This window comes from Citrobacter sp. MGH110, assembly GCF_001037515.1.
Lineage (GTDB): Bacteria > Pseudomonadota > Gammaproteobacteria > Enterobacterales > Enterobacteriaceae > Citrobacter > Citrobacter portucalensis.
This window is the reverse complement of record NZ_KQ089830.1, coordinates 1-15,851: the sequence shown is the minus strand read 5'-3', so window position 1 is coordinate 15,851 and position 15,851 is coordinate 1. Positions and strand designations below refer to the sequence as shown.

Annotated in this window: 14 protein-coding genes and 1 rRNA gene; 9 read left to right on the top strand and 6 right to left on the bottom strand. The window is 52.7% G+C overall.

Annotation, left to right across the window (positions count from 1 at the left end):
- The first annotated feature begins 10 nt into the window (after positions 1-10).
- Positions 11-1,633, top strand: coding sequence for an L-aspartate oxidase (nadB, locus tag SK38_RS00075; protein ID WP_003037572.1), 1,623 nt, complete (start codon positions 11-13; stop codon positions 1,631-1,633).
- Here nadB and trmN read toward each other — a convergent pair.
- Positions 1,618-2,355, bottom strand: a complete 738-nt coding sequence (trmN, locus tag SK38_RS00070; protein WP_048215761.1) for a tRNA(1)(Val) (adenine(37)-N(6))-methyltransferase TrmN — start codon at positions 2,353-2,355, stop codon at positions 1,618-1,620. The genes nadB and trmN overlap by 16 nt on opposite strands.
- Before the next feature lie 130 nt (positions 2,356-2,485).
- Here trmN and srmB point away from each other — a divergent pair, with 130 nt between their 5' ends.
- Positions 2,486-3,814 (top strand): ATP-dependent RNA helicase SrmB, encoded by a 1,329-nt coding sequence (gene srmB / locus SK38_RS00065; RefSeq protein ID WP_003835340.1) that lies wholly within the window; start codon positions 2,486-2,488, stop codon positions 3,812-3,814.
- A gap of 17 nt (positions 3,815-3,831) precedes the next feature.
- Here the strand turns inward: srmB and SK38_RS00060 are convergent, their stop codons facing one another.
- Positions 3,832-4,728, bottom strand: coding sequence for a LysR family transcriptional regulator (locus SK38_RS00060; protein ID WP_100247265.1), 897 nt, complete (start codon positions 4,726-4,728; stop codon positions 3,832-3,834).
- Between the two features lie 102 nt (positions 4,729-4,830).
- Between SK38_RS00060 and eamB the strand changes: the two genes are divergently transcribed.
- Positions 4,831-5,418 carry a cysteine/O-acetylserine transporter gene (gene eamB / locus SK38_RS00055; protein ID WP_032944265.1) on the top strand — a complete coding sequence of 196 codons (588 nt, stop codon included), beginning with the start codon at positions 4,831-4,833 and terminating at the stop codon, positions 5,416-5,418.
- Between the two features lie 79 nt (positions 5,419-5,497).
- Here eamB and grcA read toward each other — a convergent pair whose 3' ends face one another.
- Entirely contained in the window at positions 5,498-5,881 is a 384-nt protein-coding gene (gene grcA / locus SK38_RS00050; RefSeq protein ID WP_003037563.1) for an autonomous glycyl radical cofactor GrcA, read from the bottom strand.
- 317 nt (positions 5,882-6,198) lie between these two features.
- On the opposite strand from grcA, the gene ung reads away from it, so the two are divergent.
- Positions 6,199-6,888, top strand: a complete 690-nt coding sequence (gene ung, locus SK38_RS00045) for a uracil-DNA glycosylase (protein WP_048234693.1) — start codon at positions 6,199-6,201, stop codon at positions 6,886-6,888.
- 33 nt (positions 6,889-6,921) lie between these two features.
- On the opposite strand, the gene SK38_RS00040 is transcribed toward ung, so the two are convergent.
- Positions 6,922-8,001, bottom strand: a complete 1,080-nt coding sequence (locus SK38_RS00040; RefSeq protein ID WP_048234691.1) for a tRNA/rRNA methyltransferase — start codon at positions 7,999-8,001, stop codon at positions 6,922-6,924.
- A gap of 207 nt (positions 8,002-8,208) precedes the next feature.
- Here SK38_RS00040 and trxC point away from each other — a divergent pair, with 207 nt between their 5' ends.
- The 5 genes from trxC to SK38_RS00015 all read left to right on the top strand — a co-directional run bounded on the left by trxC (position 8,209) and on the right by SK38_RS00015 (position 13,931).
- The gene (trxC, locus tag SK38_RS00035; protein WP_008785506.1) at positions 8,209-8,628 is read left to right on the top strand and encodes a thioredoxin TrxC; all 420 of its coding nucleotides are present in this window, start codon (positions 8,209-8,211) and stop codon (positions 8,626-8,628) included.
- Between the two features lie 69 nt (positions 8,629-8,697).
- Positions 8,698-9,396: a tRNA-uridine aminocarboxypropyltransferase gene (gene tapT, locus SK38_RS00030; protein WP_048234689.1), complete on the top strand. Its 699-nt coding sequence runs from the start codon at positions 8,698-8,700 to the stop codon at positions 9,394-9,396.
- 36 nt (positions 9,397-9,432) lie between these two features.
- Positions 9,433-12,093 (top strand): bifunctional acetate--CoA ligase family protein/GNAT family N-acetyltransferase, encoded by a 2,661-nt coding sequence (locus SK38_RS00025; RefSeq protein ID WP_048234687.1) that lies wholly within the window; start codon positions 9,433-9,435, stop codon positions 12,091-12,093.
- A gap of 114 nt (positions 12,094-12,207) precedes the next feature.
- Positions 12,208-13,563 (top strand): CDP-diacylglycerol--serine O-phosphatidyltransferase, encoded by a 1,356-nt coding sequence (gene pssA, locus SK38_RS00020; RefSeq protein WP_003835350.1) that lies wholly within the window; start codon positions 12,208-12,210, stop codon positions 13,561-13,563.
- A 32-nt stretch (positions 13,564-13,595) separates the two neighbouring features.
- Positions 13,596-13,931 (top strand): YfiM family lipoprotein, encoded by a 336-nt coding sequence (locus SK38_RS00015; protein ID WP_431732356.1) that lies wholly within the window; start codon positions 13,596-13,598, stop codon positions 13,929-13,931.
- Here the strand turns inward: SK38_RS00015 and SK38_RS00010 are convergent.
- Both SK38_RS00010 and rrf read right to left on the bottom strand, forming a co-directional pair.
- A complete protein-coding gene (locus SK38_RS00010; protein WP_008785510.1) occupies positions 13,928-15,226 on the bottom strand; it encodes an MFS transporter in 1,299 nt (432 codons plus the stop codon). The two genes, SK38_RS00015 and SK38_RS00010, sit on opposite strands and share 4 nt — an antisense overlap.
- A gap of 489 nt (positions 15,227-15,715) precedes the next feature.
- Positions 15,716-15,831: ribosomal RNA gene (gene rrf, locus SK38_RS00005) — 5S ribosomal RNA — on the bottom strand.
- Positions 15,832-15,851 lie beyond the last annotated feature (20 nt).

Genomic DNA, 15,851 nt, shown 5'->3' with positions numbered 1-15,851 from the left:
AACAAACATCATGAATACGACTCCTGAATTATCCTGTGACGTGCTGATCATTGGCAGCGGGGCTGCCGGACTCTCACTGGCGCTGCGCCTGGCTGAAAAACATCAGGTTATTGTCCTGAGCAAAGGGCCGGTCAGCGAAGGCTCGACATTTTATGCCCAGGGGGGTATTGCCGCGGTTTTCGATGAAACCGACAGTATCGACTCCCACGTTGAAGATACGCTGATTGCCGGGGCCGGGCTGTGCGATCGCCATGCGGTTGAATTTGTCGCCAGCAATGCCCGCACCTGCGTTCAATGGCTTATCGATCAGGGCGTCTTATTTGATACACAGGTTCAGCCTAACGGCGAAGAGAGCTATCACCTGACCCGTGAAGGCGGTCACAGCCATCGACGCATCCTGCACGCTGCGGATGCTACCGGCAAAGAAGTCGAAACCACCCTCGTCAGCCAGGCACAAAATCACCCCAATATCCGGGTTCTTGAGCGTAGCAACGCCGTCGACCTGATTGTCTCCGATAAAATCGGTCTGCCGGGAACGCGTCGGGTAGTCGGCGCATGGATCTGGAATCGTAATAAAGAAGCCGTCGAAACCTGCCATGCGAAGTCGGTAGTGTTGGCCACCGGCGGCGCATCAAAGGTGTATCAATACACCACCAATCCGGATATTTCCTCGGGTGACGGGATTGCAATGGCCTGGCGCGCAGGATGCCGCGTCGCCAACCTGGAGTTTAACCAGTTTCACCCGACAGCGCTGTATCATCCGCAGGCGCGCAATTTTCTGCTGACCGAAGCGCTGCGCGGCGAAGGCGCGCACCTGAAGCGCCCGGACGGTTCACGCTTTATGCCCGATTTTGACGAACGTGGCGAACTGGCTCCCCGCGATATTGTCGCCCGCGCCATTGATCATGAAATGAAGCGCCTTGGTGCAGATTGCATGTTCCTCGATATCAGCCATAAGCCGGAAGAATTTGTTCGTCAGCATTTCCCGATGATTTATGAAAAGTTGCTGGGACTGGGCATTGATTTAACCAAAGAGCCAGTTCCCATCGTACCTGCCGCGCACTATACCTGCGGCGGTGTGATGGTGGATGACTTTGGCCGTACCGATGTCGACGGGCTGTATGCGATCGGTGAAGTGAGTTACACCGGCCTGCATGGCGCCAACCGGATGGCATCGAACTCATTGCTGGAGTGTCTGGTTTATGGTTGGTCCGCGGCTGAAGATATCGACAGGCGCATGCCTTATGCTCGCGGCGTTAGCACGCTCCCGGGCTGGGATGAAAGCCGGGTAGAAAACCCGGATGAGTTGGTTGTTATCCAGCATAACTGGCATGAGCTGCGGCTGTTTATGTGGGATTACGTAGGTATTGTGCGTACGACCAAGCGCCTGGAGCGCGCTCTGCGCCGTATCACCATGCTGCAACAGGAAATCGACGAGTATTACGCCCATTTCCGCGTGTCGAACAATTTGCTGGAACTGCGCAATCTGGTGCAGGTTGCCGAGCTGATTGTCCGCTGCGCAATGATGCGCAAAGAGAGTCGGGGCCTGCACTACACGCTGGATTACCCAGAGCAGCTTCCAGAAGCCGGCCCGTCCATTCTCTCGCCGCTAAGTCATCACATAAACAGGTAAAACGCCTGGGTCAGCGCCGTATAACCTTCAGAGTAACGTTGGTCTGGCCCACGAATCACCAGCCTGTCGCTAAAGCACTCCCCGGCCTGCGGGGAGAATGCCAGCAATACCCGATGCGGTAGTCGGGCTTCCGTTTCTGCTACATCCGTACGTAATCGCAGATGCCAGCCCATACTTAATGCCTGCTGGGTAAACGCGTTCCCAATCTGTTCCGGCAGCACGACACAAAAAAAACCTTCTTCCGTAATGCTGTCCGCCGCCAGCGTAAGCAACGCCTGGTGATCGAGCGTGGTGGTATAGCGCGCCTGCTCGCGCTGCGGTGTAGCACATTCCACGCCCTGTTCATAATAGGGAGGGTTGCTGATTATCAAATCAAAACGCACGGTCTGACGCGGTATCCACTGCTGTGCATCTTCTGTATGAACACTCACGCGATGCATCCACGGAGATTGCGCGATGTTCTCCTGCGCCTGCTGCGCGGCATCGACATCAAGCTCCACGGCGTCAATGATGACGTTTTCATCAGTGCGCTGGGCCAACATCAGCGCCAACAGGCCACTCCCGGTACCAATATCCAGGATCCGCTTTACGCCCGCAACGGGGGCCCAGGCCCCCAATAAAATGCCGTCTGTTCCGACTTTCATTGCACAGCGATCGTGTGCCACAAAAAACTGCTTAAAAGTAAATCCATTACGTCTCAGTACGGATGTAGACTGGGGCATGAAGAACAACCTTCCTGGAAAAAAAACGATAACATAGGACAAAAACAATACCTGAGAAGGTATATCCATACAAACAGATGAAGATTGCAGCCGTAACGTCTATAATCAGCGCCCCACTCAGAGGTAGAACATGACTGTAACGACTTTTTCCGAACTTGAACTCGATGAAAGCCTTCTGGATGCCCTCCAGGAAAAAGGTTTCACTCGCCCGACCGCCATTCAGGCTGCCGCCATTCCGCCTGCGCTCGATGGCCGTGATGTACTCGGTTCTGCGCCGACAGGCACCGGTAAAACGGCGGCATATTTGCTGCCAGCGTTGCAGCACCTGCTCGACTTCCCGCGCAAGAAATCTGGTCCGCCGCGCATTTTAATCCTGACGCCAACGCGCGAACTGGCGATGCAGGTTGCCGAACACGCTCGTGAACTGGCGAAGAATACGCATCTGGATATCGCTACGATTACCGGCGGCGTGGCTTACATGAACCACATGGAAGTCTTTAGCGAAAACCAGGACATCGTGGTCGCCACCACGGGTCGTCTGCTGCAATACATTAAAGAAGAAAACTTCGACTGCCATGCGGTTGAAACGCTAATTCTCGATGAAGCAGACCGTATGCTGGACATGGGCTTTGCCCAGGACATCGAGCATATCGCCGGTGAAACACGCTGGCGTAAGCAAACCATGCTGTTTTCCGCCACGCTGGAAGGCGATGCGATTAAAGATTTTGCCGAGCGTCTGTTGGAAGACCCGGTCGAAGTCTCAGCGGATCCGTCCACCCGTGAACGCAAGAAGATCCATCAGTTTTACTACCGTGCCGATGACATCGAGCACAAAACTGCCATGCTGATCCACCTGTTAAAACAGCCGGAAGCGACTCGCTCGATTGTCTTCGTACGCAAACGTGAGCGTGTGCACGAACTGGCAGGCTGGCTGCGCCAGGCAGGCATTAATAACTGCTATCTCGAAGGCGAGATGGTGCAGAACAAACGTAACGAAGCGATCAAACGCCTGACCGATGGTCGTGTGAACGTGCTGGTAGCAACCGACGTCGCCGCTCGCGGGATCGATATTCCTGACGTCAGCCACGTGTTTAACTTCGACATGCCGCGCAGTGGCGATGCCTATTTGCACCGTATTGGCCGTACCGGTCGTGCTGGCCGTAAAGGCACTGCGATCTCTTTGGTTGAAGCGCACGACCACCTGCTGCTCGGCAAAGCGAGCCGCTATATTGACGAACCGTTGAAAGCTCGCGTCATTGACGAACTGCGTCCAACCACGCGCGCGCCAAGTGAGAAATCTAACGGTAAGCCATCCAAGAAAGTGCTGGCGAAGCGCGCTGAGAAAAAGGCGAAAGAGAAAGAGAAGCCGCGGGTGAAAAAACGTCACCGCGACGCCAAAAATATCGGCAAACGTCGTAAGCCGAGCGGCGCTGCTACCCAGCAGTCCGACAAAGAGTAAACCGAATGCCGGGCCATTTAGCCCGGCATTTTTTCACGTGATGCAAAACTCTCTTCAATGCACTCAAGAAACACCCGCATCGCCGGGCTAACGACTTTTCCGGCATGATAACCACACAATGCCGTAATTAACTCAGGTTGTTCACTGAACGGTAATTCAATCAACTCCCCTGAACGTAACTCCTTCTCGACGGCAAAATGCGGCAAAAAGCTGATCCCAAGATTTGCCGATACGCACTGCTTAATACTTTCAATGCTCCATAACTCAATGGTATTTTCCAGCGTAATCTGTCGTTTACGCAGTAGCCCCTCGAAGCGTTGTCTGAAAATACATTGCGGCTCATTAATGATAAAACTGCAGGGAATGTGCTGGTTATGCTGAGTAAAATCAACGTGCTGAAGCAGTGGCGAAGCAACTAATGCCAGTGACTGATCGCCAAGCGGCATCAACTCCAGGGCATCGTCATTACCCACCCGATAAAAGACCCCCAGATCAACATCATCACTGAGCAATGCATCGCGAATGACATAACAATTCAGCGACTGTAAAGACAGCCGCACATGGGGCGCACGTTGTTTAAATCGCTGTAAAACCTGCGGCATTTTATACGCCAGCAGCGTTTCACCTGTTGCGACACGTAGATCGCCGCTCGGCTGCGCATCCTGATGTGCCGACTGTCGAATCGATGCCATCACGCGCGTCAGGTCATGGATATGCGGCATCAGCCGTTTTCCCTCACTGGTGAGACACATCCGGCGACCAATTTTTTCAAACAACTGCACCGAAAGCTCTTGCTCAAGCTGTTGAATATGAAAGGTAACCGTTGATTGCGTACAGCACAGTTTTTGTGATGCCCGCAGAAATGAACCCTCTTCCACCACCGTTTTTAGCGTAATAAACCGACGTAAATCCATCCGCACCAACCCATCGAAAATATCGAACTCAGAATGCAAAAACATTCATTTTTTTTAATGTTTTGCCTCGGGTACTGTCTACCAAAACAGAGGAGATAACAAGTGACCCCCACGCTTTTAAGTGCATTCTGGACCTATACATTGATTACCGCGCTAACCCCCGGACCAAACAACATCCTTGCGCTCAGCGCCGCGACGTCACACGGTTTTCGTCAGAGTACACGCGTACTGGCCGGAATGAGTCTGGGCTTTTTAATCGTCATGATGATGTGCGCCGGGATTTCATTTTCACTGGCGGTCATGGATCCAGCCATCATCCATTGGCTTAGTTGGGCTGGGGCCGCTTATATCCTGTGGCTGGCGCTGAAGATCGCCACCAGCCCGACCTCGAACGATAGATTGCAGTCAGAGCCGATTAGCTTCTGGGCAAGTTTTGGCTTGCAGTTTGTTAACGTGAAAATCATTTTGTACGGCATTACCGCGTTATCCACGTTCGTATTACCGTACACTCAGGACGCCCACTGGCTGATTGGGGTGAGTATTCTGTTAGCGCTGATCGGCACCTTCGGGAATGCCTGCTGGGCGCTGGCGGGCCATCTTTTTCAGCGCGTTTTTCACCGTTACGGTCGACAGTTGAATATCATTCTGGCGCTGCTGTTGGTGTATTGCGCGGTGAGGATCTTTTACTAACAGATGCAAAAAAGCGGAAGACGCACTGGCATCTTCCGCTTTTTGATTCTCTACTAAACGGGGTTATTCCCCGTGAGCCTTACAGGCTCTCAGTAAAGGTACGAGCAATAACGTCGCGCTGCTGTTCTGGGGTCAGAGAGTTGAAACGCACTGCATAACCAGAAACACGGATGGTCAGCTGCGGATATTTTTCCGGATGCTTAACTGCATCTTCCAGCGTTTCGCGACGCAGAACGTTCACGTTCAGGTGCTGACCACCTTCCACGCGGACTTCCGGCTGTACGTCTACCGGTACTTCACGGTATTCGATTTCGCCCAGTTTGCTGACTGCAACGACTTCATCAGCATTGAAACCTGCTTTCGCAACGATGCAGCGTGCTTCGCCTTTTTCGCTGTCCAGCAGCCAGAAAGAGTTCAGCAGGTCGTCGTTTGCAGCTTTAGTAATCTGGATACCTGTAATCATTTGATGCCTCCCCGGCAAAATTATTTGATCTCGGTTGGCCGTCATCCGGCCAATTGGTAAAACCATTGTTGCTTGAGTGTATATATACCCCTCACACACCCTTGAATCTTTGATTTAAATCAACAAAAACCACACACGGAAAGTGGTGATAGGTGGATTTTATTGTTTTACATCAACTTACGCCATGTGCGCAGCTAAACTTTTTACATAAATTTTCAACTATCTTTAAGGGGTAGACCATTGAGTAACGTACAGAATTTTGCGACGTCGAAAGAAGCAGTTAAGCTAGGGGGATTGAAAATTCGCAGGAGAGCGAGATGGCCACCGAATTAACCTGGCACGATGTGCTGGCTGAAGAGAAACAGCAGCCTTATTTTGTTAACACGCTGCATACTGTTGCCGGCGAGCGTCAATCGGGAATGACAATTTATCCGCCGCAAAAAGATGTGTTTAACGCTTTTCGCTTTACCGAGGTTGGTGACGTGAAAGTCGTCATCCTGGGTCAGGATCCTTACCACGGTCCAGGCCAGGCACACGGTCTCGCGTTCTCTGTTCGCCCCGGCATTGCCACTCCACCCTCGTTGCTGAATATGTACAAAGAGCTGGAGGCAACGATTCCAAGCTTCACGCGCCCAACGCACGGATATCTGGAAAGCTGGGCACGCCAGGGGGTACTGTTACTCAACACCGTACTCACCGTCCGCGCCGGCCAGGCACATTCTCACGCCAGCCTTGGGTGGGAAACATTTACCGATAAAGTCATCAGTCTGATTAACCAACATCGGGAAGGTGTGGTTTTCCTGCTCTGGGGTTCTCACGCACAGAAGAAAGGCGCGATTATTGATACGCAGCGTCACCATGTGTTGAAAGCGCCCCACCCATCACCGCTCTCTGCGCATCGCGGTTTCTTTGGCTGCAATCACTTTGTACTGGCGAATGAATGGCTGGAACAACGAGGTGAAAAGCCAATTGACTGGATGCCGGTATTACCCGCAGAAAGCGAGTAAAAAAATGCCAGCGATTCGCTGGCATTTTTATTATCAGGCTTTGTTCTGACGCCACCACTCCGCGAGCAGCACGCCTGTTGCCACAGAAACGTTGAGCGTTTCTACCTTGCCAGTGCCGTCAATTGCAACGCACAGATCGTCGGCTGAGCATGCTGCTTCTGGCAGAGCTTCACGCTCACGCCCTAATACCAGCACCATTTTTTCCGGCAGCGTGGTAGTAAACAGCGGTTTGCCTTTCGCGCTTGAGGTCATCACAACCGTGTAACCCGCCTGGCGGAAGTCGTCCAGCACATCAACAATGCTGTCGCCGGTAATCGGCTGAACGTGCTCAGCTCCGCCTTCAGCGGTACGGATGGCCGCACCTGATTCCAGCAGCGCCGCATCCTGAACCACTACGCCTTTCACACCGAAGTGCGCGCAGCTACGCATCATGCCGCCCAGGTTATGCGGGTTAGCGATATCTTCCAGTGCCAGCACGCAATCCTGCGCCCCTGCCTGACCGACCCACTGCTTAACGGTAGTACCGTTACGTTTTTTGATCAGGAAACAGACGCCACCATGGTGTTCAGTGCCAGAGGCTTTCGCCAGCTCGGCTTCGTCAACCACGTGATAGGCTTTGCGGTTTGCCGCCATCCAGCGTAATGCTTCTTTAAAGCGCGGGGTTACGCTCTGAACAAACCAGGCGCGGACGATGGCGTCCGGACGACTCTGGAACAGAGCCTGACAGGCATTCTCACCGTAAACGCGGGTTTCTTCCGCACGCTGACGGCGTAATACTTCAGGATCGATAAAGCTCTTACCGCTAATACCGCCGTGATCGGCTTTATCCGCTGCGTCATCATTCGGTGCGCGGGACACGGTACGCCACGGTGAATCTTCACGTCTGCGGTCACGTTCTACATCGCGGTCACGACCACGTTCACGACCGCGTTCGCTGTTCGGACCCTTTCGGTCATCACGGGCAGGGCGACGACCGCCTTCGGCTCGGGAAGTACCGGGGCGACCGCCGCCTTTTCCGGTACGTGGATTTTGGGTGCGTTTATCCGAGTCATCGTCACTGCGGACGTACATCACTTTGACCTTGCCGTTTTTGTTCTTCAGTTCGTCGCTCATGTTTTTCTCCACCTGCTCTGCGCGAAGCGCGCAGATTACCCGATGTGCACGTCGTTAGCCATTATTTCATTTAAAAGCTAAGGACTATTGTACTCATTGAATAAAACGCATTGTTGTTTAGAACAGACTCCCCGATAATATGTAACATAATAGAAACATACTGGCGTTCCTGCCGTGAAGTCCACTCCACTCATCCAGAGGTTAGTTATGAATACCGTTTGTACCAGCTGCCAGGCTATCAACCGCATCCCCGACGATCGTGTCCAGGAAGCGGCTAAATGCGGACGCTGTGGTCACGACCTGTTTGATGGGGAGGTGATCAATGCGACCGGTGAGACACTGGATAAACTGTTAAAAGACGATCTCCCGGTGGTCGTTGACTTTTGGGCCCCCTGGTGTGGTCCATGTCGTAACTTCGCCCCGATTTTTGAAGATGTCGCGGAAGAGCGTAGCGGTAAAGTGCGTTTTGTTAAAGTGAATACGGAAGCCGAGCGTGAACTCAGCGCCCGTTTCGGTATCCGCAGCATTCCGACCATTATGATTTTCAAAAAAGGGGAAATCGTCGACATGCTTAACGGCGCTGTACCAAAAGCCCCATTTGATAGCTGGCTTAACGAATCATTATAATCTCTACGGGGCGCATCTTGTGCCCCGTTTTCACCTCTGCGACAATAGCGTTTTTCAACGTGTTTCCCCATGACCGATAACGCTGTTCTTCAGTTACGCGCTGAGCGCCTCGCGCGCGCCACGCGTCCTTTCCTTGCCCGAGGTAATCGCGTTCGCCGCTGTCAGCGCTGCCTGCTGCCGCAGAAACTCTGCTTGTGCGCAACGCTGGCACCCTCTGCGGCAAAAAGTCGCTTTTGTCTGGTGATGTTTGATACCGAGCCGATGAAGCCCAGCAACACGGGGCGTTTGATTGCTGATATTCTGCCCGATACCACGGCTTTTCAGTGGTCACGCACCGAGCCGCCGCAGGCGCTGCTGGAACTGGTGAAAAATCCGGATTACCAGCCGATGGTTGTATTCCCGGCCTCCTATGCGGGTGAAGAGCGTGAAGTGATTTTCACGCCACCAGCCGGTAAGCCACCATTGTTTATCATGCTCGACGGTACCTGGCCTGAGGCGCGTAAAATGTTCCGCAAAAGCCCGTACCTCGATAACCTACCGGTGATCTCCGTTGATTTATCACGCCTTTCTGCTTACCACCTGCGTGGCGTTCACGCTGAAGGGCAATATTGCACTGCCGAAGTGGCCATCGCCTTGTTGGATCTGGCGGGAGATACGCAAGCCGCAGAAGGGTTAAGCGATCATTTCACTCGCTTTAAAACCCGCTACCTGGCAGGAAAAACTCAACATCAGGGAAGCGTCACAGCAGATTCATCAGAAAACGTTTAAAATCATTCGGTCACTGGTGTCATTAAGGAAGCCGATATGAGTCAGCGTGGTCTGGAAGCACTACTGCGACCGAAATCCATTGCGGTGATTGGGGCGTCAATGAAGCCTAATCGCGCGGGTTACCTGATGATGCGTAACCTGCTTGCCGGCGGTTTCAATGGACCTGTTTTACCGGTGACGCCCGCATGGAAAGCGGTGCTGGGCGTACTGGCATGGCCCAATATCAACAGCCTGCCCTTTAGCCCGGATCTCGCCGTGTTGTGCACCAATGCCAGCCGTAACCTGGCGTTACTCGAAGCGCTTGGCGAGAAAGGCTGTAAAACCTGCATTATTCTCTCAGCTCCCGCGGCGCAGCACGCAGAGCTGCTGGCCTGCGCATCACGCTACAACATACGTTTGCTGGGCCCCAACAGCCTGGGACTTCTCGCGCCCTGGCAAGGGCTTAACGCCAGCTTTTCCCCCGTCCCGATTAAGCGCGGCAAGCTGGCTTTTATCTCTCAATCCGCTGCCGTATCCAACACCATACTCGACTGGGCACAGCAGAGAGAAATGGGCTTTTCTTACTTTATCGCGCTGGGTGATAGCCTGGATATCGACGTTGATGAGCTGCTGGATTACCTGGCGCGCGACAGCAAAACCAGCGCGATATTGCTGTATCTCGAGCATTTAAGTGATGCCCGACGCTTTGTTTCCGCCGCCCGCAGCGCCTCGCGCAATAAACCTATTTTGGTGATTAAGAGCGGTCGTAGTCCAGCGGCGCAGCGTTTACTGCATACCAGCGCCGGGATGGACCCTGCGTGGGATGCCGCTATTCAGCGTGCCGGTTTATTACGCGTGCAAGACACTCACGAGCTGTTTTCGGCGGTCGAAACCCTGAGCCACATGCGTCCACTACGTGGCGACAGGCTGATGATCATCAGCAATGGGGCCGCGCCTGCCGCACTGGCATTAGATGAACTGTGGTCAAAAAATGGCAAGTTGGCGATGTTGAATGAAGACACCTGCCAGAAATTACGCGATGCATTGCCTGAACATGTTGATATCGCCAACCCGCTGGATCTGCGTGATGACGCCAGCAGCGAACACTACGTTAAGACGCTGGATATTTTGCTCGCCAGCCAGGATTTCGACGCGCTGATGGTGATTCATTCACCCAGCGCAGCCGCTCCCGGAACCGAAAGCGCACTGGCATTGATTGAAGCGGTAAAGCATCACCCCCGAGGAAAATTCGTCTCGTTGCTGACCAACTGGTGCGGAGAGTTTTCCTCTCAGGAAGCCCGCAGACTGTTTAGCGAAGCCGGACTGCCCACCTACCGCACGCCGGAAGGTACCATCACCGCATTTATGCATATGGTGGAGTATCGGCGAAACCAGAAGCAGCTGCGGGAAACGCCAGCGCTGCCTGACAGCCTGACCTCCAACACCGCCGAAGCGCATAATCTGTTACAGCGAGCGATTGCTGAAGGAGCGACATCGCTTGATACCCATGAAGTGCAGCCGATTTTACAGGCTTATGGCTTACACACGCTGCCAACGTGGATCGCCAGCGACAGCGCGGAAGCCGTACACATCGCGGAGCAAATCGGCTACCCGGTGGCGCTCAAGCTGCGTTCTCCTGATATTCCGCATAAATCAGAAGTTCAGGGGGTGATGCTCTACCTGCGTACAGCCACTGAAGTGCAACAGGCCGCCAATGCAATTTTCGATCGGGTAAAAATGGCCTGGCCGCAGGCACGCATTCACGGCTTATTAGTGCAAAGTATGGCGAATCGCGCCGGCGCTCAGGAGCTTCGAGTCGTCGTTGAACACGACCCGGTATTTGGCCCGTTGATTATGCTGGGTGAAGGTGGTGTTGAGTGGCGACCGGAAGAGCAAGCCGTGGTGGCATTGCCGCCATTGAACATGAATCTGGCGCGTTATCTGGTGATCCAGGGGATCAAAAATAAAAAGATCCGCGCGCGCAGCGCACTGCGCCCTTTGGATATCGCCGGGTTGAGCCAACTTCTGGTGCAGGTCTCCAACCTGATCGTCGATTGCCCGGAAATTCAGCGTCTGGATATTCATCCGCTGCTGGCCTCGGCCGGAGAATTTACCGCGCTGGACGTTACGCTGGATATTGCCCCTTTCACGGGAGATAACGAAAGCAGACTGGCTGTACGTCCCTACCCTCATCAGCTTGAAGAGTGGGTGGAGTTGAAGAACGGCGAGCGCTGTCTGTTCCGCCCCATTTTGCCGGAGGATGAACCTCATCTTCAGCAGTTCATTTCTCAGGTGACAAAAGAAGATCTTTATTATCGCTATTTCAGTGAGATCAACGAATTTACCCACGAAGATTTAGCTAATATGACGCAGATCGACTACGATCGGGAAATGGCCTTTGTTGCGGTGCGTTGTAAAGATAATCACGAAGAGATCCTCGGCGTAACGCGAGCAATCTCGGATCCTGATAACGTAGACGCTGAGTTTGCCGTACTGGTTCGTTCCGATCTCAAAGGGCTTGGACTGGGTCGCCGATTGATGGAAAAATTAATTGCCTATACTCGAGATCACGGACTTATACGTTTGAATGGTATTACGATGCCGAACAATCGTGGGATGGTCGCCCTGGCCCGAAAACTCGGGTTTGTTGTTGACGTCCAGCTCGAAGAGGGAATTGTTGGGCTAACGCTTAATCTGGCCCAATGTGAGGAATCGTGAGTAAGGTACTGGAAATGTTGACCACATTAATGGGTACTGGTGGTATCATTGCCCGCTTATGTCGTCTGCATAGCACAGAGGACCCTTCAATGAACAGAGAAGAAATGCACTGTGATGTTGTCAAAATTTAAGCGTAATAAACATCAACAACACCTTGCCCAACTACCCAAGATTTCTCAGTCAGTTGATGATGTAGATTTCTTTTATGCTCCCGCTAATTTCAGGGAGACTCTGCTGGAAAAAATAGCCAGCGCGACGCGACGGATCTGCATTATTGCGCTGTACCTGGAACAGGATGACGGTGGTAAAGGCATACTTGACGCTCTCTATGCGGCAAAACGGCAGCGTCCTGAACTGGATGTCCGGGTGCTTGTCGACTGGCACCGAGCCCAGCGCGGTCGTATTGGTGCTGCGGCATCCAATACCAATGCTGACTGGTATTGCCGAATGGCGCAAGAAAACCCTGGTATCGATATTCCTGTCTATGGCGTTCCGATTAACACCCGCGAAGCGCTTGGCGTCCTGCATTTCAAAGGCTTTATCATTGATGACAGCGTCCTGTACAGCGGGGCCAGTCTGAACGATGTTTACCTGCATCAGCATGACAAATATCGCTATGACCGTTATCAGTTGATTCGCAACGCGCAAATGGCCGATATCATGTTCGATTGGGTGACGCAAAACCTGATGAACGGTCGCGGCGTTAACCGTCTTGATGATATCAACCGCCCTAAAAGCCCAGAAATTAAAAACGACATCCGCCTGTACCGTCAGGAACTGCGCGATGCGTCATTCCATTTTCAGGGTGATGCTGATAACGAACAGCTTTCGGTTACGCCTCTGGTGGGCCTTGGGAAATCCAGTCTGTTAAATAAGACCATTTTCCATCTTATGCCCTGCGCGGAGCACAAGCTTACAATCTGTACCCCTTATTTCAACCTTCCCGCCATACTGGTGCGCAATATCATTCAACTGCTGCGTGAAGGGAAAAAGGTTGAAATCATTGTCGGTGATAAAACCGCCAACGACTTTTTCATCCCGGAAGATGAGCCATTCAAGATCATCGGTGCGCTGCCTTATCTGTATGAAATAAATCTGCGCCGTTTCTTGAGCAGATTGCAGTATTACGTGAATACCGACCAGTTGGTCGTGCGCTTATGGAAAGATGATGACAATACCTATCATCTGAAAGGTATGTGGGTTGATGATAAATGGATGCTGCTCACCGGCAACAACCTTAACCCTCGCGCCTGGCGTCTGGATCTGGAAAACGCCATCCTTATCCACGATCCTAAGCAAGAGCTCACCCCTCAGCGCGATAAAGAGCTGGAGCTTATCCGTACGCATACTACCGTCGTTAAGCACTATCGCGACCTGCAAAGCATTGCTGACTATCCGGTCAAAGTGCGTAAGCTCATCCGTCGACTACGCCGTATTCGTATCGACAGATTAATTAGCCGTATTCTGTAATCAAGACCCCGTCCAGTGACGGGGTTTTTCATATGGAGGTAACGGTGCGCCTGTTCATTCTTACCAGTATCCTTGCCATTTCGGGCTGCAGCCATATGGCTAACGACCAGTGGAGCGGGCAAGACAAAGCTCAACACTTCATCGCCTCCGCCATGCTTGCCGCAGCCGGCAATGAATATGCCCAACATCAGGGCAACAGCCGCGATCGCAGTGCGGCTATCGGCCTGATGTTCTCAGTCAGCCTAGGTGCGTCAAAAGAGCTATGGGACAGCCGTCCCGCAGGGAGCGGCTGGAGCTGGAAGGACTTCGCCTGGGATGTTGCAGGCGCATCTACCGGCTATGCGGTCTGGCAACTGGCACATTACTAGAGGCGCAGACCTTTCCCTTTCCCATGCAGCATTAGCGATACTAAAAACGCAACTACTGCCAGCGCAGTGACGTACCAGAAGAATGTCGTTTCCATACCGACAGACTTCAGGGACAACGCGACATATTCGGCTGAACCGCCAAACAGCGCATTGGCCACCGCATAAGATAAGCCGACCCCCAGAGCGCGCACCTGTGCCGGGAACATTTCGGCCTTCAGAATACCGCTAATTGACGTATAGAAACTGACGATTAACAGAGCACACATCACCAGAGCAAACGCCATATACGGGGATGTTACGCTTTGCAATGCTGTCAGAATGGGAACGGTGAAAATCGCGGCCAACGCGCCAAAACACAGCATTGAAGTACGTCGGCCAATTTTATCAGACAAGGCGCCAAACAACGGTTGTACCAGCATGAACACACACAGTGCCGCCGTCATAATCCCGCTGGCTACGTTGGCATGCATACCGGCTGTGTTAACCAGGTACTTCTGCATATAGGTTGTGAACGTGTAAAAACACAACGAACCCGCGGCGGTAAAACCAAGCACCATGACAAAAGCTTTGCGATTACGCCACAGACCTTTCAGGGAACCCGCTTCTTTCAGCGCGCGAACATCCTGTTTCGAGGTTTCATCCAGTTGGCGACGCAGCCATAGCGCAACAATAGCCAGCACGGCGCCCAACGCAAATGGAATACGCCAACCCCACTCTCTGAGCGCAGAGTCTTCTAACGTGTGCTGTAATATGACCACAACCAGTAATGCCAGTAACTGTCCGCCGATTAACGTTACGTACTGGAATGAAGCATAAAAACCTTTCTTACCTTCAACGGCGACTTCACTCATATAGGTCGCGCTGGTTCCGTATTCACCACCGACAGATAACCCCTGGAATAGCCTTGCCAGCAGTAATAGCGCTGGGGCCCAGGTACCGATAGTTTCATATCCCGGTAGACAAGCGATCACCAACGATCCCATGCACATCATACAAACGGACAGCAACATGGACTTTTTACGCCCGTGCTTATCCGCGATACGGCCAAACAGCCAGCCTCCAATTGGTCGCATCAAGAAGCCAGCGGCAAAAACGCCAGCGGTTTGTAAGAGTTGTGTGGTGGTATTTCCTGATGGAAAAAAGATATGAGCAAAATAAAGAGAGCAGAATGAATAGATATAGAAATCAAACCATTCGACCAGATTCCCTGATGATGCTCCGACAATCGCCCATATACGACGACGGGTATCGCCGTCTGCCAGCGCCCCGTTCTCAGTTACACTACTATCAGCCATTAGAATTGTACCCCTGCCAACGATCGCGTGAATTTATCAATGATGGTTGTGTGTTTTTTAGTAAATAGAATGTTATATAATTGTTATATCTTATTGTGCGGTAAAGATCACGATTTTAATTAGCAGAGAAAGGATTCAGATATGTTCGAGGGAGAGATCCGTGTAGTAGATCGAGACAGTGTGATTTTGCTGGTCGATTAAGGCTGTTACGCCGCATCCGGCAATGTACCACCGTGTTGCCTGATGCGCTGCGCTTGTCAGGCCTACAAAATACGTTCAGCCCAGCCCCTGTAGGCCGGATAAGGCGGTACGCCGCATCCGGCAATGTACCGCCGCGTTGCCTGATGCGCTGCGCTTATCAGGCCTACAAAATACGTTCAGCCCGGCCCCTGTAGGCCGGATAAGGCGGCACGCCGCATCCGGCGGTTTTCATCCCGCACAGACGCAAAAAAGCCCATCCGTCAGGATGGGCTTCTTCACTAAATTAATGCCTGGCAGTTCCCTACTCTCGCATGGGGAGACCCCACACTACCATCGGCGCTACGGCGTTTCACTTCTGAGTTCGGCATGGGGTCAGGTGGGACCACCGCGCTACAGCCGCCAGGCAAATTCTGTTTATCAACAC